Consider the following 21,629-nt stretch of genomic DNA (forward strand, 5'->3'; position numbering starts at 1 on the left):
AGTCCCGCCATGGCGGGTCTCTCATCAAGGAACTTACCTCCATGCGCATTCTGATCGTCGAGGACGAACCGACGCTGGGCCCCCAGCTGAAGAACACGCTGGAACAGAACGGCTATGCCGTCGATCTGTCGACCGATGGCGAGGATGGCCATTTCCTGGGCGCCACCGAGGATTACGATGCCGTGGTGCTCGACCTTGGCCTGCCCGAGATCGATGGGCTGACCGTGCTGGGCATGTGGCGCAAGGAAGGCCGCACCTTCCCGGTGCTGGTGCTGACCGCGCGCGATGGCTGGTCGGACAAGGTGGCGGGCCTCGATGGCGGCGCTGACGATTACCTCGCCAAGCCCTTCCAGACCGAAGAGCTGATCGCCCGCCTGCGCGCGCTGATCCGCCGCGCCTCGGGCAATTCCTCCAGCGAGCTGATCGCCGGGCCGGTGCGCCTCGACACGCGTTCGGGCCGCGTCACGCTGGATGGCGAGCCGGTGAAGCTGACCGCGCAGGAGTATAAGCTGCTGTCCTATCTGCTGCATCACAAGGGCAAGGTGGTCAGCCGCACCGAGCTGATCGAGCATATCTACGATCAGGATTTCGACCGCGATTCGAACACGATCGAGGTGTTCGTCACCCGTATCCGCAAGAAGCTGGGTTCGGATGTGATCACCACGATTCGCGGTCTGGGCTACAGCCTGGACGAGCCTGTCGGCCAGCGCGGATAAGGCGCGGAGTCTAACGTATGGAGGTGGCGGTGAGCGGGGAGGCGCCGATCGATCAGCGTTCATCCGCGCCTGCTGCCCCCTCTGGCTGGTCGCTGTTCCGGCGGGCTTCGGCGACCTCGCATACGGGCTCGCTGGCCCAGCGCATGATGATGATCGCGGCGGTATGGATCTCGATCCTGCTGCTGACCGGTGGTTTCGCGCTCGATTCGGCGCTGAAATCCTTCGTCACGCACAGCTTCGACGAACAGCTCGGCAACACGCTGACCGCCATGGTCGGCAGCACCGAGATCGGCCCGGACGGCGAGATCTTCTTCAACCGCCCGCTGGGCGATCAGCGCTTTATGGAGCCCAATTCGGGCCTCTATTGGCAGATCACCGGCAAGGGGCATGAGGATTACCCCAGCCGCTCGCTGTGGGACCGCAGCCTGAAGGTCACCAGCGACCATTTCGACAACACGCCCCACATCTACGATTCGACCCAGTTCGAGGGCGAGCCGCTGCGGGTGATGGAGCGCTCGATCATCCTGCCGGGCAGCAACACCGTCTGGCGTTTCACCGTGGCCCAGCGCCGCAGTGAGCTGGACGGCCAGATCCACCGCATCCGCACCATCCTGATCGAGAGCTTTGCCGTGCTGGGCCTGGGCCTGCTGCTGATGGCGGCGGTGCAGAGCCTCTATGGCCTTTCGCCGCTGCGCCGCGTGCGCCTGGCGCTGCAGGAGATGCGCTCGAAGGGCTCCAGCCGGGTGGAGGCGCCGCTGCCGCTGGAAGTGCAGCCGCTGGTGGAAGAGCTGAACACGCTGCTCGCCCATAATGAGCGGCAGGCCGAGGAAGCGCGTACTCACGCCGGCAATCTGGCCCATGCGCTGAAGACGCCGCTGGCGGTGGTGACCACGGCGGCCAGCGCCCAGGCTCCCGATCTGGCCGAAACCGTGCTGCGTGAGGCGGCGGCGATGCGCCGTCAGGTGGACCACCATCTGGCCCGCGCGCGCGCCGTGGGCCGGCGCGGCGCCGGGCAGGCGCGCGCGGGTGTGTGGGGCAGCGCCGAGGCGGTGGTGCGCGCGGTGACGCGGCTCTATGAGCAGGCGCGCTTCGACCTCGACGGCAATCATGAGGCCAGCGTCGCCATCGAGCGGCAGGATCTGGACGATCTGATGGGCAACCTTATCGAGAATGCCGCGAAATATGGCGGGGGCAGCGTGTTCGTCACCGTGGACGCGGCGCCGGGCGACGCGGACTTCTGCGAGATCTGGGTGGAAGATGATGGGCTCGGTATTCCCGAGGCCGAACGCACCCGTATCTTCGACCGCGGCGCGCGGCTGGATACCGGCAAGCCGGGGACCGGGCTGGGGCTGGCCATCGTGCGCGATGTGGTGGAAATCTATGGCGGCACCGTCGAACTCGGCGAGAGCGAGGATATGGGCGGGCTGCTGGTGAAGATGAAACTGCCCCGGACGCAGGGGTAAGATTTCCGGTTTTTGGAGGTTCGCCTCCGGCGGGCAAAGGGCCATCGCCCTTTGCAATCCCTTTATTGTCGGCGTTTGCGCGACGGGTTCGGCGTTGGATGTCGGACGCGATGCGGCAACTATTGTAAGCCGCTTCGCGGAAGAGGAATGACCGCGAAGTTAGGGGGAGCGGACAATTGTTTAAAGCCAGTCCCGCAAGTGTCGTCGTTACCGCAAGTTTGGATTGCGGTTGACTATCATGATCCGGGCGATCTTCGTAGCACTACAGGTGACCACCATGGCGTAATCTTTATCCCAAGGGTGATCAGTCTCTCGCGTGACGAAAACAATGACCGACGCATAGCCCGGGTATATTTCAGAGACGTGATTGCCCTTCGCATACCAACGATGAAGGTATTCGATTATTTCCTTAGGGCCTTGCGCCAAGATCTTGCCGTCGTCCGACAGGACAACCGCCTCTGGCGTTAAAAGCTCGTCAATTTGTGAGAAGTCACCGCTCTCAATTGCAGCAGGTAGCACTTTCTCGGCGTGCCAAACACCTTCTGAAACCGGCGGAATGATCGAGGCGTGTGCAGTACCTGACAGTGCGCAAAGCGCAGCTAATCGAAGTAGAAAACGCATCATGGCATAAAGTATAGCACTCCTTGAAGCGACCGCAATGTTGTCGTGTCCGGTAGGTCAGTTTTCGATCTAAAAATCGGATTTAACGGTGGAGGATGGCCCACGTGCAACCACGAAAGCGCCGCAGGCAAACCTTATCACAACGCAGCAAACCGCACCCAACGCCGAACCCGAGGCGCAAGGCAGACAGTAAAGGGAGCGCGAGGGTGTAACACCCTCGCATCTTCCACTTTAAACCTAATCAACCAACCTGCTTGGCCTGCTCATGATGGCGGATCACTTCATCGATGATGAAGCGCAGGAACTTTTCCCCGAAATCCGGATCGAGATGCGCATCCTCGGCCAGCTTGCGCAGGCGCTCGATCTGGCGCTCCTCGCGGCCGGGGTCGCTGGCGGGCAGTTCGTGCTCGGCCTTGTAGGCGCCCACGGCCTTGGTGATGCGAAATCGCTCGGCCAGCATGTGAATCAGCGCGGCATCGATGTTGTCGATGCTGTTGCGGAAACCGGCAAGCACCGGGTCGGACGTGGCGGAGAGATCGGACATGCTCTGCCCGCTAGCACGGCCTGCCTGTAAATTCCAAGATATGATGCAGCGATGCCCGCATTGTTGCGCCGTGCCGAAAACATATCCGCCGCGCCGCCCACGATATTCGCCTCATTCGACCTTCGGCCAGCCCGATAGGACTTGCCATTGTGCCCTCAGGCGAGCAATGGCTCTGCGGTGATGACTGCCCAGATTATCCCCCTCCGCGGCCAGAAGGGCGACACGCCCGCCAAGCCCTCGCTCGACCCCATCCTGGCGCTGACCGCGCCGGGCATGAACGCCGTGAACGCGGTGATTCTCGACCGGATGCAGAGCGAGATTCCGCTGATTCCCGCGCTGGCCGGGCATCTGATCTCGGGCGGGGGCAAGCGCATGCGCCCTATGCTGACGATCGCCTGCGCCGAGCTGATCGGCTATCAGGGCAACCGCCACCACAAGCTGGCCGCCGCCGTGGAGTTCATCCACACCGCCACGCTGCTGCATGACGATGTGGTCGATGGCTCGGATCTGCGCCGGGGCAAGGAAACCGCCAACATCGTCTTCGGCAATCCCGCCACGGTGCTGGTGGGCGATTTCCTCTTCAGCCGCGCTTTCGAGCTGATGGTGGAAGACGGCAGCCTGAAGGTGCTGAAGATTCTCGCCGGCGCCAGCGCGATCATCGCCGAGGGCGAGGTCGACCAGCTCACCGCCCAGCGCCAGATCGAGACCAGCGAGGAGCGCTACCTCTCGATCATCGGCGCCAAGACCGCCGCGCTGTTCTGCGCCGCCTGCCGCATCGCCGCCGTCGTGGCCGAGCGCGGCGAGGCCGAAGAACGCGCTCTGGACGACTACGGTCGCAATCTGGGCATCGCCTTCCAGCTGGCCGACGACGCCATCGATTACGACTCGGATGCTCACGAGATGGGCAAGGCCAAGGGCGACGACTTCCGCGACGGCAAGATGACCCTGCCGGTGATCCTGGCCTACGCGCGCGGCAATGACGAGGAGCGCCAGTTCTGGCGCGACGCCATCGCGGGCTTCTGCACCAGCGACGAAGATCTGGCCCACGCGGTGAAGCTGATCGCGAAATATGACACGGTATCGGCGACGCGTGAGCGGGCGCGGCATTTCGCCCAGCGGGCGATTGATGCGATTGCCGGGTTCCCCGCCAGCGAGGCTCGCGCCGCTATGGGCGAGGCGGCTTTGTTCGCGGTTTCTCGCAGGTATTAAGTTAAAGGAAAATGCGAGGGGGTTACCCCCTCGCGCTCCCATAACGTCTTCCGGCGAGAGGGCGGTGGCGCCGAACTGGTGCGCCTCGGCTCTCCACCTGCGCAGCTTGGGGCGCCGCAGGCTTTCCAATCCCTGATCCCGCGCTGTCCTATCGTTCCTGCCTGCGGCGCTGCAAGCTGTGCGCCTTGGCCGAACCCTTGGCGCAACGTGGACATTAAAGGGAGCGCGAGGGCGATGGCCCTCGCATCTTCACTTTCTCCTTTAATTCCCCCAAAGCCCGCAGCGTGACCACTCTGCCCATCCACGCCGTCCTCCCTGACCTGCTCGCGGCCTTGCGCGCTGGCCCTAATGCCGTGCTGATTGCCCCGCCCGGCGCGGGCAAGACGACCAGCGTGGCGCCCGCCTTGCTTGATCAGCCTTGGTGCACGGGCAAGGTCATCCTGCTCAGCCCACGCCGTGTCGCCGCGCGCGCCGCTGCCGAGCGCATGGCTGAAATCATGGGCGAGAAGCCGGGGCAGACGGTCGGCTACCTCACCCGCATGGACAGCAAGCAGAGCGCCGCCACGCGCATCCTGATCGTGACCGAGGCGATTTTCGTCTCCACGATCCTGTCCGATCCCGAGCTGTCTGGCATCTCCGCCGTGCTGTTCGACGAGGCGCATGAGCGGCATCTCGATTCCGATCTGGGTCTGGCGCTGGCGGTGGAGTGCCAGCAGGTGCTGCGCGAGGATCTGCGCATCGTGCCCATGTCCGCCACCATCGATGGCGAGCGTTTTGCCGGCCTGCTGGGCGCCAATGTCCCGGTGATCGAGAGCGAGGGCAAGGCTTATCCGCTCGAACACCGCTGGCTTGGCGCCGCGCCGGACAAGCGCACCGATGAGGCGATGGCCACGGCGATCCTGACGGCGTGGCGCGAAACGGATGGCGATCTGCTGGCCTTCCTGCCCGGCGTCGGCGAGATAGAGCGCACGCGGGATCGCCTGACCGAGCGCCTGCGCGATGTCCCGATCCTGCCACTGCATGGCCAATGTGAGCCCGCCGCCCAGCGCGCTGCGATCCGCCGCGATCCCGAGGGCCGCCGCCGCATCGTGCTGGCGACCAGCATCGCGGAAACCTCGCTGACCCTCGATGGGGTGAGTGTGGTGGTGGACAGTGGCCTCTCGCGCCGCCCGGAGTTCGACAAAGCGGCGGGCGTGACACGGCTGATCACCACGCGGGCCTCTCAGGCCTCGGCGGCGCAACGTGCGGGGCGTGCGGCGCGTCAGGGGCCGGGCGTGGCCTATCGGCTGTGGGAAGAGGCGGCCCATGCCGGTCGCGCCGCCTATGATCCGCCGGAAATCCTGACCAGCGATCTGGCACCTTTGGCTTTGTCGCTGGCGCAATGGGGGGCGGGTGATGCGCAGGCGATGGCGTGGATCGATTCGCCGCCCGCTGCCGCCATGGGTGCGGCGCGGGCCAAGCTGACCTCGCTGAATGCGCTGGATGAGGAGGGCCGCATCACCGATCACGGGCGCGCCATGGCGGCTTTGCCTATGGGGCCAGAGCAGGCGCATATGCTGCTCTACGCCGCCGCGCATGGGGCGAGTGAGGAAGCCGCAGTCTTGGCCCTGCTGCTTCAGGAACGCGCTCTGGGCGGGCGGGGCGAGGATCTGGCTGCCCGCGCCGACCGTTGGCGCCATGATCGCGGCGCCAAGGCCGAAACCGCGCGGCAAATGGCGCGCAATTGGGCCAAGCGGGCACGCAGCCTGGTGAAACAGCAAACCGACGATGCCCCGCCGCCTGGCGTGCTGTTGGCTGAAGGCTTCCCCGACAATCTGGCCAAGCGTCGGGACGCGAAGGGTGAGGAATGGATCGCCGCCGGGGGCAGGGGGCTGATTCTCGATCCGCTTAGCCCTCTGGCCCGCGCGGAGTATCTTGCCGTGGGCGAGGCGCAGGGGCAGGCCAAGGGCGCGCGCATCACCGGCGCCATCGCATTGACCGAAGCCGAGGTGCTGCAGCACCTGCGTCATCGTATCGAGCGCAAGCCCACCCTGCGCTGGGTGGCGGATGAACGCCGCGTCGAGGCTCTGCTGGAGCAGCGTCTGGGGGCGATTACCTTTGCGCGGGGCAGCGACCCTTCGCCCGATCCCAAGGCGATTGCGGCCTTCCTCTGTGTGCGCATCCGGGCCGATGGGCTGGATCTGCTGCCTCTGGGCAAGGCCAGCCAGTCGCTGCTGCGCCGGGCGCGCTATGCGGGGATTGAGGCGCTGTCCGATGAAAGCCTGCTGGCCGATCTGGAGGAATGGGCCGCACCGCATCTGGTGCGCCGGCTGGAGAATGCAAACCTTGGCGCGCTGCATCAGGCCTTGCTGGATCGGCTGGGCTGGGATGGCAAGCAGGCTCTGGACAAGCTTGCCCCTCAGGAGTTCCGCAGCCCCGCACGCACCACCCATGCCATCGATTATGACGATCCGGGCGGCCCCTCGGTGGAGATTCGCGTGCAGGCGCTGTTCGGGCTGGATCGCCATCCCGGCTTCGGTCAGCCCAGCCAGCCCTTGCTGCTGAAGCTGACTTCTCCGGGCGGCAAGCCGATCCAGACGACGCGCGATCTCCCGGGTTTCTGGCGCGGAAGCTGGCGCGATGTGGTGAAGGATATGAAGGGCCGTTACCCCAAACACCGCTGGCCCGATGCGCCATGGGACGAGGACCCGAGCCTGAAAACCAAGAACGCCTTCGAGGCGCAACGCAGGCCTTGAATCCGGGGCTGCGACCGACCTCAAGGCCGAACCCGTGGCGCGATGCTGACAACACAAGGGAGCGCGAGGGTGATGACCCTCGCATTTCCTTTTTTCTTCTACGTCGTTCTTTCCTCCATAGGCCTTAACTCCGGCTTGATTTTGGCGTGATTCGCGGTCAAGGAAACGCCCATGACCGCACGCATCTATCAGCGCCCCAAGAACGCCATGCAGTCGGGCAAGGCCCTGCTTGGTGAGTGGCTCCTCGAATTCGCGCCCGCCGAGGCGCGTCGTCCTGACCCGCTGATGGGCTGGGCCGGGTCGAGCGACACGCAGGCGCAGGTGACGCTGAAGTTCGGCTCGCAGGCAGAGGCTCAGGCCTATGCCGATCTTTATGGCATTGCCGCCACGGTGCACGCCACGCCGCCGCGCCGCCTGAAGATCCAGGCCTACGCCGACAACTTCCGCTGATCGATCCGCCGTTACGGCACTTAAAAGGCCCGCGCTTCGCAATGGAGCGCGGGCCTTTTGCGTTGTTTTTGTCACAAAACCGCCTTGCCTAATCGATCCGACCTCGCCATAGGGCGCTCCGGGAGTCGGTCGGACGTTTGCGCTCGCCAACCTGGTCAGGTCCGGAAGGAAGCAGCCACAACGGGTTGCGGCGGGTCGGCCGGCTCCTATCGAAGCAAAGAGGCTGGTGGAAACACCGGCCTTTTTTGTTGCCGTTATGCGGGGATGACGCCGGGGCGCCATTCGACAAACCGGCGCCGCGCGCCTAACATAAGGCCATATGGTCGATTCATCCGACATCTCCGGCGATTTCGCCGATGACGAAGCCCCCTCCGCCGCCGAGTTGGAGGCTGCCGGGCAATCGGCGATGTTCGGTGACCCCGAACCTGCGCCCAAGCCTGCTGCTCCGCCTGCCGTGGCCGCCGCCCCGGCGCAGCCCTATCGCGTGCTGGCGCGCAAATATCGTTCCCAGACCTTTGCGGAGCTGATCGGTCAGGACGCCATGGTGCAGACGCTGGCCAACGCCATCCGGCGCGAGCGGCTGGCCCATGCCTTTCTGATGACCGGCATTCGCGGGGTGGGCAAGACCTCCACCGCGCGTCTCATCGCCAAGGCGCTCAACTGCGTCGGGCCGGATGGCAAGGGCGGGCCGACGATCGACCCTTGCGGCGTCTGCGAGCCTTGCGTTGCCATTGCCGAAGGCCGCCATATCGACGTGATCGAGATGGACGCCGCCAGCAACACCGGCGTGGACGACGTGCGCGAGATCATCGAGGCGGTGCGCTATGCGGCGGTTTCGGCGCGCTACAAGATCTATATCGTCGACGAAGTTCACATGCTGTCGCGCAATGCTTTCAACGCGTTGCTCAAGACACTTGAGGAACCGCCGGCGCATGTGAAGTTCCTTTTCGCCACCACCGAGGTCGACAAACTGCCGGTCACGGTGCTGTCGCGCTGCCAGCGTTTCGACCTGAAGCGCATCCCGGCGCCGCTGCTGGCCGATCACTTCGCAGGCATCTGCAAGAAGGAAGGCGTCGAGGCCGAGCCCGAGGCTCTGGCCATGGTGGCGGAAGCCGCCGAGGGTTCGGTGCGCGACGGTCTCTCGATCCTCGATCAGGCGATTGCCCATGCCGATCTGGCAGGCGACGCCGAGGCTGGCCGCACGCTGGTCACCGCCGAGCAGGTTCAGGAGATGCTGGGCCTTGCCGACAAGACGGTGCAGCGCCGGTTGTTCACCGCTCTGCTGGGCGGGGATGGCGCGGCTTTGCTCGATGTGGTGGCGGCGCAGTTTGCTTTGGGCGTCGAGCCGCTCTCGCTGATGCGCAGCGCGATGGAATTGACCCATCGCGTCACCGTGGCGCAGCTCGGCAAGGGGCAGGCCACCGCCATCTCCGAGGATGAACGTGCCGCCCTGCGCGATTGGTCCGAGCGTCTGACGCCCGGCCAGTTGCATCGCCTGTGGCAATTGCTGCTCAAGGGCTTCGAGGAGGTCAAGACGGCGCCCGATCCGCTGGTGGCCGCCGAAATGGCGCTGCTGCGCTGCGTCCATGCCGCCGATATGCCTGATCCGGGCCAGTTGGTGAAGCGCATCGAGGCTGCTGTCGCCAGCGGTGCTCTGGCCGCGCCTGCCATGGCGGGTGGTGAAGCGCCCGCTGCCGCGCCCGTCGCTCAGGCCCCCGCCGATCTGGGCTGGGAGGCTTTGGTCGAGCAGGTGGAGCATGGCTCGATTCCCCTTGGCAGCATGATGCGCATTCAGGTGCGAGTGATCGATCTGAAACCGGGGCGTCTGGTCTATGAGCAGGCGCCGGGCTTCCCGGACGATATCTCGGGCGATCTGCGCCATGGCCTGAACCGCGCCACGGGCCTCAACTGGGAGGTTGAGCGCCGTTCGGAAGGCGGCCAGCCCACGCTGATCGAGGTGCAAACCGCAGAGCGCGCCGCCAAGCTGGCCGAGGTGCGCTCCTCTCCCCTGATGCAGGCCGCGATGGCCGCTTTCCCCAAGGCCGAACAGGTCGAGGATGATCCTTCTGCCGCGCCCGCGCGCCGGCAGGGCAATTGGAGTCGCTGAAATGAAGTCGATGGAAGAGATGATCCAGGCCGCGCAAGCCGCTGCCGAAACGATCCAGAAGCAGATGAACGAAACCCAGGGCAAGCTCGACCAGCTTGAGGTCGAGGGCGCGGCAGGCGGTGGTCTGGTCAAGATCCGCGCCAGCGCCAAGGGCCGTGTGATCGGCGTTTCGGTGGATGACAGCCTGCTGGCGCCTTCCGAAAAGGGCATTCTGGAGGATCTGATCGCGGCCGCCTTCAACGATGCGCGCGCCAAGGCCGATGCCGTGGCCAGCGCCGAACTGGCCAAGGCGCAGCAGGGCATGGGCCTGCCGCCGGGCTTCAAGCTGCCGTTCTGATTAAGTTTTACCGGATGGCGCGGGCAGGGCTGTCAACCGCCCGCAACGCGCCATCCACATTCCTGAACTTTCCGCCCATTGCGCTGTTTGCCAAGGCTCCCCATATCTTCAATCGAAAGCCGGGTTGCCGTTGTAAGGCATAAGGCCCGTGCAGCGTGATGATGACGCGCGATTGGATGGATATGACCGAAACGCTTCTTCCCCTTCTGCCCCTGCGAGACATCGTGGTGTTCCCCGGCATGGTGGTTCCCCTGTTCGTGGGCCGCGAAAAATCCGTGGCCGCGCTGGAAGCCGCCATGGCCGGTGACAAGGACATCTTCCTGCTGGCCCAGCTCGACCCGGCCTGCGACGATCCGCATGCCGACGATCTCTACGATGTGGGCGTGGTCGCCAGCGTGCTACAGCTTCTGAAGCTCCCCGACGGCACGGTGCGCGTGCTGGTCGAGGGCCAGTCGCGCGCCAAGCTGGGCGAGCTGAAGGAAGAGGCCGATCTGCTGATGGCGCAGGTCGAGCCGATCGAGCCTGTCGAGGCCGAGGGCGCCGAAGTCGCCGCCATGATGCGCAGCGTCGTCGACCAGTTCGGCGAATACACCAAGCTGAACAAGAAGCTGTCTCAGGACGCGGGCGATCAGCTCGGCGATATCGAGGATGCCAGCAAGCTGGCCGATTCGGTCGCCGCGCATATCAGCGCCAAGGTGGCCGACAAGCAGGCGCTGCTCTCGCAGACCGATCCGCTCAAGCGGCTGGAGATGGTCTTCGGCTTTATGGAAGGCGAGCTGGGCGTGCTCCAGGTGGAGCGCCGCATCCGTGGCCGCGTGAAGCGCCAGATGGAAAAGACCCAGCGCGAATATTACCTCAACGAGCAGTTGAAGGCGATCCAGAGCGAGCTGGGCGGCGGCGACGATGGCGAGGCCAATGAAATCGCCGAGCTGGTCGAGAAGATCGCCAAGCTCAAGCTCTCCAAGGAAGCGCGCGCCAAGGCCGAGGCCGAGGTCAAGAAGCTGAAAACCATGCAGCCGATGAGCGCCGAGGCGACCGTCGTGCGCAACTATCTCGACGTGCTGCTGGGCCTGCCCTGGGGCAAGAAGAGCAAGCTGAAGAAGGACATCGGCGCGGCCCAGGCCATTCTCGATGCCGATCACTATGCGCTCGACAAGGTCAAGGACCGGATCATCGAGTATCTCGCGGTTCAGGCGCGCACCAACAAGCTGAAGGGGCCCATCCTGTGCCTCGTCGGCCCGCCGGGCGTGGGCAAGACCTCGCTGGGCAAGTCGATCGCCAAGGCTTGCGGGCGTGAGTTCATCCGCCAGTCGCTGGGCGGCGTGCGCGACGAGGCCGAGATTCGTGGCCACCGCCGCACCTACATCGGCTCGATGCCGGGCAAGATCGTGTCCAACCTGAAGAAGGCTGGCACGGCCAATCCGCTGTTCCTGCTCGATGAGATCGACAAGCTGGGCCAGGATTTCCGTGGCGATCCGGCCTCCGCGCTGCTCGAAGTGCTCGATCCCGAACAGAACGCCAAGTTCCAGGACCATTATCTGGAGCTGGACGTGGATCTGTCTGACATCATGTTCGTCTGCACCGCCAACAGCCTGAACCTGCCTCAGCCGCTGCTCGACCGTATGGAGATCATCCGCCTCGAAGGTTACACCGAGGATGAGAAGGTCGAGATCGCCGAGCGCCATCTGGTGGCCAAGCAGGTCGAAGCCCATGGCCTCAAGAAGGGCGAGTTCGAGCTGACCGAGCCCGCGCTGCGCGACCTCATCCGCTACTACACCCGCGAGGCGGGCGTGCGTACCCTTGAGCGCGAAGTGGCGCGTCTGGCCCGCAAGAGCCTGCGTCGCATCCTTGAGGGCAAGGAAGCCAAGGTCACCATCACGCCGGAGAATCTGGCCGATTACGCCGGTGTCCGCAAATTCCGTCACGGCGAGTCCGATGATGAGAATCAGGTGGGCGCGGTGACGGGTCTGGCCTGGACCGAGGTCGGCGGCGAGCTGCTCACCATCGAAAGCGTGACGGTGCCTGGCAAGGGCGCGGTGAAGACCACCGGCAAGCTGGGCGAGGTGATGAGCGAAAGCGTGCAGATGGCCTTCAGCTTCGTGAAGGCGCGGGCGCCCGCCTATGGCATCAAGCCCTCGCTGTTCAACCGCAAGGATCTGCACATCCACTTGCCCGAGGGCGCGGTGCCCAAGGATGGCCCTTCGGCGGGCATCGGCATGGTCACGGCCATGGTTTCCACGCTGACGGGCATTCCGGTGCGCGCCGATGTGGCGATGACCGGCGAGGTGACGCTGCGTGGCCGCGTGCTGGCCATCGGTGGTCTCAAGGAAAAGCTGCTGGCCGCGCTGCGCGGCGGCATCAAGACCGTGCTGATCCCCGAGGAGAACCGCAAGGATCTGGCCGAAATCCCCACCAACATTCTGGAGGGGATGGAGATCGTGCCGGTGGCCCATGTCGATGAGGTGCTGGCGCGTGCTCTCACCAGCCGTCCCGAGCCCATCGAGTGGACCGAGGCGGACGATCTGGCCAGCCAGCCGGGAGCGGCGCCGATTGCGCCTGCAGGGCCTGCTGCCACGGCGCATTGAGGACGTAAGGGAAGGTGCGAGGGGGTTACCCCCTCGCGCTCCCGTGACGTCTCCCGGCGAGATGGCGGTGGTTTCCTGACCGGCGTGTGCGAACTCTCCACCTGCGCCGTCCCGACTTGCGGCCATTAACCATATCTCCATGCCGCGACTCGTATCCTCGTGAGTCGCGGCATTGATTTGTTCCGTGCAAATGTTGTCTTTGGTCGCACGCAGGGCCCCTGATGGCCTCAAAACAGGGGATAATCGGCGCTTTTCGGGCTTTTTTGGCTTTGACAGAGGCTTTGAAAGCCGCTCAATTCCCCGCGCTTTGCGAGGCGATTCAAGATTTCAACTTTTAAACACTCCTAGGGGGTTCCCATAATGAACAAGAACGATCTCATCGGCGCGGTTGCCGAGGCCAGCGGTCTGACGCGCAACGACGCCACCAAGGCGGTCGAGGGTGTTTTCGATTCGATCACCGGTGCGCTGAAGGCTGGTGACGAAGTGCGTCTGGTGGGTTTTGGCACTTTCTCGGTGGCCAAGCGCAAGGCCTCGACCGGCCGCAACCCCCGCACCGGTGAGCCGATGCCGATCAAGGCCTCGTCGCAGCCCAAGTTCAAGGCCGGCAAGGGCCTGAAGGACGCGGTCAACTGATCGCGCCGGGCAGGGCCTTCTTCGCCTCGGAGGCCCGCCTGATCTGAAAGTCTGCCAGACTTGAAAAACCCCGCGCCGGAATCGACCGGCGCGGGGTTTTGTTTTGGCGTGCAGCGCCGCAGGCCATCAAATCATGAAATGCCGTGCTGCGCAGGCGATGCTAAAGCCCGCACCGCCGCGCCCTTGCCCCAAGGCCGAACCCGAAGCGCAACGCAGACATCCATGGGAGCGCGAGGGGGTAACCCCCTCGCATTGCCCTTTTTACCTTCAATCGTCAGAAACGATCTCACGCGTGGCAGCGGCATAAAGTGCGATGGCCGCCGCGTTGGAGACGTTCAGGCTCTCCATCGCCTCGCTGATCGGCAGGCGGGCGAGGGCATCGCAATGTTGGGTGATGTTGTGGCGCATGCCTTCACCCTCGGCGCCCAGCACCAGCGCGACCGGTCCGGCGGGCAGGGCCTCGGCCAGCGTGCCCTCGGCTTCACCGGCCAGACCGATGCGCCAGTAACCGGCCTCGGCGATTTCCTCCAGCGCGCGGGCCAGATTGACGACGCGCACCCAGGGCACGATTTCCAGCGCGCCGCTGGCCGATTTGGCGACCACACCCGATTCGGGTGGGGCATGCCGGTCCTGCGTGATGATGGCCGCCGCATTGAAGGCCGCCGCCGAACGGAGAATCGCCCCGACATTATGCGGATCGGTCACCTGATCGAGCACCACGATCGGGCGCGAGGGATCTTCATCGAGCACATCGTCGAGGAAAATGTCCTCCAGCGGCTCGCATTCCAGCACCAGACCCTGATGCGGCGCATCCTTGGCCACCAGGCGGCCCAGATCGACCGGCTGGCAGTAATCGACGTTGAAGCCCTCGGGCAGTTCGCCATCGAGGCTGGCGATGCCCTCGCGCGTGGCCCAGAGCTTGCGATGCATGCGATTCGGGTTCTTGAGCGCGGCCTCGACCGCATGGCGGCCCCACAGGCGGACGGGGCCCTTGTTGCTGCGCCCGCTGCCGCGTCCGCCCTGCATGCGACCCGCGCGGCCGCGCATGGCCTTGCCGCGCTTCTCGCCGTCTTGGTTATTGTCGCCATGTCTGGCCATCGGATGATCCTTTTTTCAAAAATTTTTCCGCCCATGCCAAGACTGGTGTTGACAGGCAAGGCTCATGTCCTCATAGGGCCGGTCCTCGGCTGAACGGACCCACTCAAACGGGTCCTTAGGGGGAGACCCCAAACACAGCAATCTCAGTCATTTGACTGCGATTATACGGTGTGGACAGATGGCCGAGTGGTTAAAGGCAGCAGACTGTAAATCTGCCCGCGTGAGCGTACGCTAGTTCGAATCTAGCTCTGTCCACCACCGTTTCTCCAAGCCCCGGCGGGGCTTGGTCCTCACGGTCTTCCGATGTGCTTGAGGCAGCCGGAACCTTCGGGTTCGGCGCCGGAATGGCTTTCCGGATCACTCTCCCTTTCTGGCTGCATCGCGCAACTGGCTCTGGCTTGTGTGTTAAATGTGTAATACACGCGGTCAGCTTTTGTTGTCGCATCACTTTGGCGAAAAACCGGTTCCTACTTTTTCGCAGGGTGCTCTTTCCCCGGCGCAGGATGGCAAGTCGCTTGTCGCCGCGCCCGCCAAGCCCTAGAGGACGCGCATGCCTGGTGAACTTCTCGACAATCAGGGCCGCGGCGCGGCCAGCTGGCACTGGCCGGCAGTCCATCCCGAAGCGCGCAAATTTGCCGCTGTTGCCGCGGTTGCCGCTCTGGCGGCGCTGTTCCTGGTGGGGCAGTGGCTGGCCTGGCCGCTCGGCATCCTGACCTATTGCATCTGCGCCTTCTTCCGCGATCCGCTGCGCGTGACGCCCAAGGGCGACCGGCTGATCGTGGCGCCCGCCGACGGTCTGGTGACGCTGATCCAGAAGGTGCCGCCCCCGCGCGAGCTGGCGATGGACGATGGCACGGGTTCGCCCAGCCTGGGCACCGCGCCGGTGACGCGCATCTCGATCTTCATGAGCGTGTTCGATGTTCACATCAACCGCTCGCCGATCGGCGGTACGGTGCGCCGCGTGGTCTATATTCCGGGCAAATTCCTCAACGCCGACCTCGACAAGGCCAGCGAAGAGAATGAGCGCCAGCACATCCTCGTCGATCAGGGCAATGGCACGCTGATCGGCTTCACGCAGATCGCGGGCCTTGTCGCGCGCCGCATCGTGCCTTTCGTCAAACCCGGCGACATCATCGCCGCGGGCCAGCGGGTTGGCCTGATCCGCTTCGGTAGCCGCGTGGATGTCTATCTGCCCGAGGGCACCGAGCCGCTGGTGCTGCTCGGCCAGCGCATTGTGGCGGGTGAAACCGTTCTGGCCCAGATCGGCCATGGATCGCTGATCGAGGGCGTCAGCCAGTGAAGCCACGCCGCCGTTTTGATCGCAGAGCACGTCTGCCCGGCGGCTTGCCTTTGCGTGCGGTGATTCCCAATGCCATCACCTCGGGCGCGCTGTGCTGCGGTCTGACCGGCATTCGCTTCGCCATTCAGGGCGATTGGCAGAAGTCGGTGCTGGCGGTGATTCTGGCCGGGATGCTCGATGGCATCGATGGCCGGGTTGCCCGCATGCTCAAGGCCCAGTCGCGTTTCGGCGCCGAGCTTGACAGCCTGTCGGATTCGATTTCCTTCGGCGTGGCGCCTGCGCTGATCGTCTTCCTGTGGTCGCTTCAGGATGTGCCGCGCCTGGGCTGGTTCGCCGCGCTGGCTTTCGCCATCTGCTGCGTGCTGCGTCTGGCGCGCTTCAACGCCCAGATCGACACGCCTGACCTGCCTCACAAATCGGCGGGCTTCATCACCGGCGTGCCTGCGCCGGTGGGGGCGGGGCTGGCGTTCCTGCCGATGTATCTGTGGCTGGCCAGCGGCAATGATCTGTTCCGCCAGCCCGTGCTGGTCGGTTGCTGGATGGCCGCGACAGCTTTCCTGATGATTTCCAGCCTTGCCACGCTGAGCTGGCAATCTTTGCGCCCGCGTCGCAGCATCCGGCTGGAACTTCTCGCCCTGTTCGGCTTGGTCTTTGCCGCCCTGCTGAGCGAGCCCTGGCTGACGCTGGCCGGCATCTGCATCGTCTATCTGGCTTTGGTGCCCGTGGGGCTGGTGTCTTACGCGCGGGTCAAGCGGCAGCGCGCATTGCGGCAGCAGGACGACGAAGCGACCGTGGCTTGATGCCGCCGCCCAGCGTTGCGGTCTGGTTGCTTACCACGCCGAACTCGGGGCGATAGACCATTGCCGGCGCCGGATCGGCCGAGGTGGAGAGGGTGATCGCGCTGATCGTGCGGATCGGGTCCGTGGCGGCCATCTCTTCGCGAAGCTGGGCGAACAGTTGCTTGAACTGCTTCCAGCTTCCGGCGATCGAGCGCCCGGCCAGCAGGGGCGTACCGATCATGGCGCCATCGATCAGAAGTGCAGACATCGTCATCACTGAACCCTCCACATGGCGCCGATGGCTTGCATCACGCGCCGACCAAAGCTGTTGCCCCAGAATACTGTTGCCAATGCGTTCCACCTGTTTATAGCTTGTGGATAAACGCTTGAGTAATCGTCCTGATCCGTAGTGGATCTAAGCAATGACCGAGATATTCACGTTTTGTTCCGTTCCGTCAAGCGGAATCTGCGTCAGGGCGATCCATGCTTGCGATCAGCCCATGGCTGCTGCCCCACAATTCCCTCTGGATTTTCTCCCGAACCGGGGCTAAAGGCGCCGCGTCGGGCCTCTTTTGCGTGATTCACACGCGAAAAAAGCGCATCGACCGGCATGGCACAGGCCATGGCGTCAATCCCACATGGGAAGCATTCACACCGGTGCCGCAGCGGGTTGTTCCGCACGGTTCCAGCTTCCCAGAGGACAAACCGGAAAAGGACTTATTTATGGCGGCTCCGACCGTTACCCTTCATCAGCTCATGGAAGCTGGCGCCCACTTCGGCCACCAGACCCACCGCTGGAACCCCCGCATGAAGCCCTACATCTTCGGGGCTCGCAACGGCGTTCACATCCTCGACCTGTCGCAGACCGTTCCGCTGTTCTCGCGCGCTCTGGACTTCATCTCGGCCACCGTTCAGTCGGGCGGCAAGGTGCTGTTCGTGGGCACCAAGCGCCAGGCTCAGGAGCAGATCGCCCAGGCCGCCCGCGCTTGCGGTCAGCACTATGTGAACCACCGCTGGCTGGGCGGCATGCTCACCAACTGGAAGACCATCTCGGGCTCGATCAAGCGCTTCAAGGCGCTCGAAGAGAAGCTGTCGGGCGACACCACCGGCCTGACCAAGAAGGAAGTCCTCCAGATGACGCGCGAGCGCGACAAGCTGGAACTGTCGCTGGGCGGCATCCGCGACATGGGCGGCATCCCCGACGTGATGTTCGTGATCGACGCCAACAAGGAAGAGCTGGCGATCAAGGAAGCCAACGTTCTGGGTATCCCGGTCGTCGCCATCCTCGACTCGAACGTTTCGCCCGATGGCATCGCGTTCCCCGTGCCCGCCAACGATGACGCCAGCCGCGCCATCCGCCTGTACTGCGACGCCGTGGCCGCTGCCGCCACCAAGGGCAACCGCGCTGCCGTGGTCGACTCGGGCGTGGACCTGGGCGCGCTGGACGTGCCGGTGGCTGAGGAAGTCATCCAGGCCTGATTTCGGCCGATGCTGGGGCTTCACGCTTCGGCGTCATGAAATTGCAGTGCGCCGGGTCCATGTGACGCCCTTTGCGGGCCTCACGGGCCCGGCGCCTTACCATTTCAGGCGTGTCGGGATTTTTGCCGGCCCGTCGCATCACCACAAAGGATATCGGACATGGCTTACACTGCCGCCGACGTGAAGAACCTGCGCGAGCGCACCGGCGCCGGCATGATGGATTGCAAGAAGGCCCTGGATGAGGCCGCTGGCGATTTCGAAGCCGCTGTCGACGCGCTGCGCGCCAAGGGTCTGGCCGCCGCCGCCAAGAAGTCGAGCCGCACCGCCGCTGAAGGTCTGGTGGGCGTGGCCGTGAACGGCACCGCCGGCATCGCCGTCGAAGTGAACTCGGAAACCGACTTCGTTGCCAAGAACGAGCAGTTCCAGGACTTCGTGCGCAAGGCCACCCAGGTCGCTCTGGACGGTTCGATCACCGAGGTCGAGGCCCTGAAGGCTGCTGCCTATCCCGACGGCGAGACCGTTGGCGACAAGCTGACCAGCAACGTGGCCACCATCGGTGAGAACCAGCAGCTGCGTCGCATCAAGCTGGTCAAGGTCGGTGCCGGTCTGGTCGTGCCCTACATGCACAACGCCGCGGCTCCCAACCTGGGCAAGATCGGCGTGCTGGTCGCTCTGGAATCGGACGCTGCCGCCGACGTGCTGGAGCCCCTGGGCAAGCAGATCGCGATGCACATCGCCGCTGCCTTCCCGCTGGCCCTGAACGCTGACGATCTGGACGCCGAGCTGATCAGCCGCGAGCGCAAGATCGCCGCCGAAAAGGCCGCCGAATCGGGCAAGCCCGCCGAAGTGCAGGCCAAGATGGTCGATGGCGCCGTGGCCAAGTATGCCAAGGAGAACGCTCTCCTGTCGCAGCTCTTCGTCATGGACAACAAGAACACCGTTCAGCAGGTTGTGGACGCTGCCGCCAAGGCTGCCGGCGCCAAGATCGCTCTGGTGGACTATGTCCGCTTCCAGCTGGGCGAAGGCATCGAAAAGGAAGAGTCGGACTTCGCCGCCGAAGTGGCTGCCGCCGCTGGCCTGAAGTAAGATCTTCCACGCAGGGTTTGCCCTGCGTCGAGACGAAGAGGGCTCGCCAGCGATGGCGGGCCCTTTTTCGTGTCAGGGTCTGGCGTTTTCAACTTTCAGCGGCGCTGGCGTCAACGTCACCAGCCACACATCGCTATGTGCGCCAAAGCGGAAGGGCAGGTCGCTGGTGCCAAGGCCTGCGCCCACGATCAGCGTGGCATCGCGCTCATGCACCAGCCCGCAGGCATAGCGCCGCCCATATTCCGACCCGGTGAGGATCGGGCCGATCAGTGGCAGCGAGATTTGCCCGCAATGCGTATGCCCGGCCAGCATCAGATGCAGATCGGCAGGCAGCTTGGGAAAGGAATCGGGCTCATGCGTCAAAAAGACATAGGGCGGGCCCAGCTTGCGCATCGCATCCTGAGTCTCGGCGCGCCGGGCCTGCTTGCTTGAGAGATCGGTCATCCCGCCGATGGTCAGCGGGCCGACGTGCGCGGCCTCATTGACCAGCACGCGGATGCCCAGATGCTCCAGCGTGGCGCGCACTTCCTTGGCGCCGCGATAATAATCGTGATTGCCTAGCACCGCCACCGTGCCCAGCCGGGCATGCAGGCCGGCCAGCGGAGCCAGCGCCTCCTCATTGCCATAGTGGCGGTTGGAGATCAGCTTGTCGCTGGTGAAGTCGCCCGCGATCAGCACCATATCGGGGTTCAGCCGATTCAACTCCCCCACGATATGCGCCAGCCGCTCGGGCGGCATATCGGGCCCCGCGACGTGGATGTCGGAGACCAGCAGCACCTTCAGGGGCGCGTTCAGGCCGGGCAGGGGGACCTGCGCCTGACGCACCAGCGGATCGTCCATCGTGTCATGATGGGCCTTGATTGCGACCGTGATTCCCATGCCAGCCAGAGCCGTTAGCCCCAGCGCCAGCGCTATTCCACGCCGCCAGGACTTGCGCAGTTCACCCATTTTTCCGATACGCTCCCTTTACGGCCCGTGCCTCTGGCGGCTAAGAGCCCGCCAGTCCAGTTTTCGCGCGGATATTTTCACCATGACCGATCCCAACTACAAGCGTGTTCTCCTCAAATTGTCAGGCGAGGTCCTGATGGGCGAGCAAGCCTTCGGCATCGATCCCGGTTTCGTGACGGAACTGGCGCGCGAGGTGAAGGCTGCGAAAGAGACCGGGCTCGAGATTTGCCTCGTCATCGGCGGCGGCAACATCTTCCGCGGCATGGCAGGGGCCGCCAAGGGCATGGACCGGGCGCAGGCCGATTATATGGGCATGCTGGCCACGGTGATGAATGCTCTGGCGATGCAGAACGCGCTGGAGCAGCTCGGCGTGCCGACCCGCGTGCAGTCCGCCATCGAGATGGACAAGGTCTGCGAGCCGGTGATCCGCCGCCGCGCCGAGCGCCATCTGGAAAAGGGCCGCGTGGTGATTTTTGCCGCCGGTGTGGGCGCGCCTTATTTCACCACCGATTCCGGCGCCGCGCTGCGTGCCGCCGAAATGAAGTGCGACGCGCTGATCAAGGGCACCAGCGTCGATGGCATTTACAGCGCCGATCCCAAGACCGATCCGTCAGCGGTTCGTTATGACACCATCGATTATGATACGGTGCTGGCCCAGAACCTGAAGGTGATGGATGCCAGCGCGGTGGCGCTGTGCCGTGACAACAAGATTCCGATCGTCGTCTTCTCGATCCGTGAGCGGGGCAATCTGGCCCGCGTTCTCGTCGGCAAGGGAACCCAGACGATCGTGGGCACGCCGCCTGCCAAGGCTGCTCCCAAGGCAAAAGCCGTGAAGGCACCGAAAGTTGACAAGACCAAGGCTGTGAAGAAGCCGAAAGCCGCCAAGGCGGCTCAGGCATAAGTTCCGGTCCGCAAGAGATTGAAGGAGAACACCCATGGCCACCCCGAAATATGACAAGGCCGATCTGGAACGCCGCATGAAGGGCGCCGTCGAGGCGCTGGCGAGCGATCTGGCGGGTCTGCGCACCGGCCGCGCCAATGTCGCGCTGCTCGATCCCATCGTGGTCGAGGTCTATGGCAGCAAGATGCCGCTCAACGGCGTTGCCAGCGTTTCCGCTCCCGAGCCGCGCATGCTGGCCGTGCAGGTGTGGGACAAGGGCACCGTCAGCTCGGTGGAGAAGGCGATCCGTTCGGCGGGTCTGGGCCTGAACCCCGTCACCGACGGCCAGACGCTGCGCCTGCCGATCCCCGATCTGACCGAGGAGCGCCGCAAGGAGCTGGCCAAGCTGGCGGGCAAATATGCCGAGAACGCCCGCATCGCCATCCGCAACGTGCGCCGCGACGGCATGGAAGCGGCCAAGGCCGACGAAAACAAGAAGCTGATCGGCGAGGACGAGCGCAAGCGCTACGAGACCGAGATCCAGAAGCTGACCGACGATCAGATCAAGGCCGCTGACGAGGTTGCCGCTGCCAAGGAAAAGGAAATCCTGGGCAAGTGAGCGCCTTGGCTCTCAGCAGCGGCGATGCCGGGCCCGGCGT

20 protein-coding genes, 1 tRNA gene and 1 other RNA gene are annotated in these 21,629 nt (G+C 64.5%); 17 read left to right on the plus strand and 5 right to left on the minus strand.

Annotated elements, in window-relative coordinates; translation table 11 throughout:
* Positions 1-41: 41 nt before the first annotated feature.
* Positions 42-716, plus strand: a complete 675-nt coding sequence (locus tag ABDW49_RS06000) for a response regulator transcription factor (protein ID WP_068080732.1) — start codon at positions 42-44, stop codon at positions 714-716.
* A gap of 143 nt (positions 717-859) precedes the next feature.
* On the plus strand, positions 860-2,179 hold the full coding sequence (locus tag ABDW49_RS06005; protein WP_343614168.1) for a HAMP domain-containing sensor histidine kinase: 1,320 nt from the start codon (positions 860-862) through the stop codon (positions 2,177-2,179).
* A gap of 207 nt (positions 2,180-2,386) precedes the next feature.
* Here ABDW49_RS06005 and ABDW49_RS06010 read toward each other — a convergent pair whose 3' ends face one another.
* Positions 2,387-2,803 carry a hypothetical protein gene (locus tag ABDW49_RS06010; RefSeq protein ID WP_343610449.1) on the minus strand — a complete coding sequence of 139 codons (417 nt, stop codon included), beginning with the start codon at positions 2,801-2,803 and terminating at the stop codon, positions 2,387-2,389.
* Positions 2,804-3,041: 238 nt separating this feature from the next.
* Positions 3,042-3,344, minus strand: a complete 303-nt coding sequence (locus tag ABDW49_RS06015; protein ID WP_068080730.1) for a chorismate mutase — start codon at positions 3,342-3,344, stop codon at positions 3,042-3,044.
* A 180-nt stretch (positions 3,345-3,524) separates the two neighbouring features.
* Between ABDW49_RS06015 and ABDW49_RS06020 the strand changes: the two genes are divergently transcribed.
* The 8 genes from ABDW49_RS06020 to ABDW49_RS06055 all read left to right on the plus strand — a co-directional run bounded on the left by ABDW49_RS06020 (position 3,525) and on the right by ABDW49_RS06055 (position 13,400).
* Complete coding sequence (locus tag ABDW49_RS06020; RefSeq protein WP_068080727.1) at positions 3,525-4,553, plus strand: polyprenyl synthetase family protein; 1,029 nt, start codon at positions 3,525-3,527, stop codon at positions 4,551-4,553.
* A 284-nt stretch (positions 4,554-4,837) separates the two neighbouring features.
* Positions 4,838-7,288 carry an ATP-dependent helicase HrpB gene (gene hrpB / locus ABDW49_RS06025; protein ID WP_343610452.1) on the plus strand — a complete coding sequence of 817 codons (2,451 nt, stop codon included), beginning with the start codon at positions 4,838-4,840 and terminating at the stop codon, positions 7,286-7,288.
* Positions 7,289-7,459: 171 nt separating this feature from the next.
* The gene (locus ABDW49_RS06030) at positions 7,460-7,738 is read left to right on the plus strand and encodes an ETC complex I subunit (RefSeq protein ID WP_343610453.1); all 279 of its coding nucleotides are present in this window, start codon (positions 7,460-7,462) and stop codon (positions 7,736-7,738) included.
* 118 nt (positions 7,739-7,856) lie between these two features.
* An RNA gene (gene ffs, locus ABDW49_RS06035) (signal recognition particle sRNA small type) lies at positions 7,857-7,951 on the plus strand.
* A gap of 106 nt (positions 7,952-8,057) precedes the next feature.
* Entirely contained in the window at positions 8,058-9,845 is a 1,788-nt protein-coding gene (locus ABDW49_RS06040; protein ID WP_343610454.1) for a DNA polymerase III subunit gamma/tau, read from the plus strand.
* Position 9,846: 1 nt separating this feature from the next.
* Complete coding sequence (locus tag ABDW49_RS06045) at positions 9,847-10,182, plus strand: YbaB/EbfC family nucleoid-associated protein (protein WP_343610455.1); 336 nt, start codon at positions 9,847-9,849, stop codon at positions 10,180-10,182.
* A 182-nt stretch (positions 10,183-10,364) separates the two neighbouring features.
* Positions 10,365-12,767 (plus strand): endopeptidase La, encoded by a 2,403-nt coding sequence (gene lon, locus ABDW49_RS06050; RefSeq protein ID WP_343614170.1) that lies wholly within the window; start codon positions 10,365-10,367, stop codon positions 12,765-12,767.
* 360 nt (positions 12,768-13,127) lie between these two features.
* Complete coding sequence (locus tag ABDW49_RS06055; protein WP_343610456.1) at positions 13,128-13,400, plus strand: HU family DNA-binding protein; 273 nt, start codon at positions 13,128-13,130, stop codon at positions 13,398-13,400.
* Between the two features lie 267 nt (positions 13,401-13,667).
* Here ABDW49_RS06055 and rlmB read toward each other — a convergent pair whose 3' ends face one another.
* Positions 13,668-14,498, minus strand: coding sequence for a 23S rRNA (guanosine(2251)-2'-O)-methyltransferase RlmB (gene rlmB, locus ABDW49_RS06060; RefSeq protein WP_343610458.1), 831 nt, complete (start codon positions 14,496-14,498; stop codon positions 13,668-13,670).
* 172 nt (positions 14,499-14,670) lie between these two features.
* On the opposite strand from rlmB, the gene ABDW49_RS06065 reads away from it, so the two are divergent.
* The 3 genes from ABDW49_RS06065 (at position 14,671) to ABDW49_RS06075 (ending at position 16,598) form a co-directional block, all read left to right on the plus strand.
* Positions 14,671-14,756 (plus strand) — tRNA-Tyr (locus ABDW49_RS06065).
* A gap of 292 nt (positions 14,757-15,048) precedes the next feature.
* Positions 15,049-15,798 (plus strand): phosphatidylserine decarboxylase, encoded by a 750-nt coding sequence (locus ABDW49_RS06070; protein WP_343610460.1) that lies wholly within the window; start codon positions 15,049-15,051, stop codon positions 15,796-15,798.
* Positions 15,795-16,598 carry a phosphatidylcholine/phosphatidylserine synthase gene (locus tag ABDW49_RS06075; RefSeq protein WP_343610461.1) on the plus strand — a complete coding sequence of 268 codons (804 nt, stop codon included), beginning with the start codon at positions 15,795-15,797 and terminating at the stop codon, positions 16,596-16,598. Before ABDW49_RS06070 ends, ABDW49_RS06075 begins: the two co-directional genes overlap by 4 nt.
* Here the strand turns inward: ABDW49_RS06075 and ABDW49_RS06080 are convergent.
* Positions 16,546-16,851 carry a hypothetical protein gene (locus tag ABDW49_RS06080; RefSeq protein ID WP_343610464.1) on the minus strand — a complete coding sequence of 102 codons (306 nt, stop codon included), beginning with the start codon at positions 16,849-16,851 and terminating at the stop codon, positions 16,546-16,548. The two genes, ABDW49_RS06075 and ABDW49_RS06080, sit on opposite strands and share 53 nt — an antisense overlap.
* Before the next feature lie 449 nt (positions 16,852-17,300).
* Here ABDW49_RS06080 and rpsB point away from each other — a divergent pair, with 449 nt between their 5' ends.
* Positions 17,301-18,056: a 30S ribosomal protein S2 gene (gene rpsB, locus ABDW49_RS06085; protein ID WP_343614172.1), complete on the plus strand. Its 756-nt coding sequence runs from the start codon at positions 17,301-17,303 to the stop codon at positions 18,054-18,056.
* A 159-nt stretch (positions 18,057-18,215) separates the two neighbouring features.
* Entirely contained in the window at positions 18,216-19,142 is a 927-nt protein-coding gene (gene tsf, locus ABDW49_RS06090) for a translation elongation factor Ts (RefSeq protein ID WP_343610466.1), read from the plus strand.
* Between the two features lie 72 nt (positions 19,143-19,214).
* On the opposite strand, the gene ABDW49_RS06095 is transcribed toward tsf, so the two are convergent.
* Positions 19,215-20,090, minus strand: coding sequence for a metallophosphoesterase (locus tag ABDW49_RS06095; RefSeq protein ID WP_343610468.1), 876 nt, complete (start codon positions 20,088-20,090; stop codon positions 19,215-19,217).
* Positions 20,091-20,172: 82 nt separating this feature from the next.
* Between ABDW49_RS06095 and pyrH the strand changes: the two genes are divergently transcribed.
* Both pyrH and frr read left to right on the plus strand, forming a co-directional pair.
* Positions 20,173-20,991: a UMP kinase gene (pyrH, locus tag ABDW49_RS06100; RefSeq protein WP_343610469.1), complete on the plus strand. Its 819-nt coding sequence runs from the start codon at positions 20,173-20,175 to the stop codon at positions 20,989-20,991.
* Between the two features lie 34 nt (positions 20,992-21,025).
* Entirely contained in the window at positions 21,026-21,589 is a 564-nt protein-coding gene (gene frr / locus ABDW49_RS06105) for a ribosome recycling factor (RefSeq protein ID WP_343610470.1), read from the plus strand.
* Positions 21,590-21,629: the final 40 nt, after the last annotated feature.

The organism is Novosphingobium sp., assembly GCF_039595395.1.
Lineage (GTDB): Bacteria > Pseudomonadota > Alphaproteobacteria > Sphingomonadales > Sphingomonadaceae > Novosphingobium.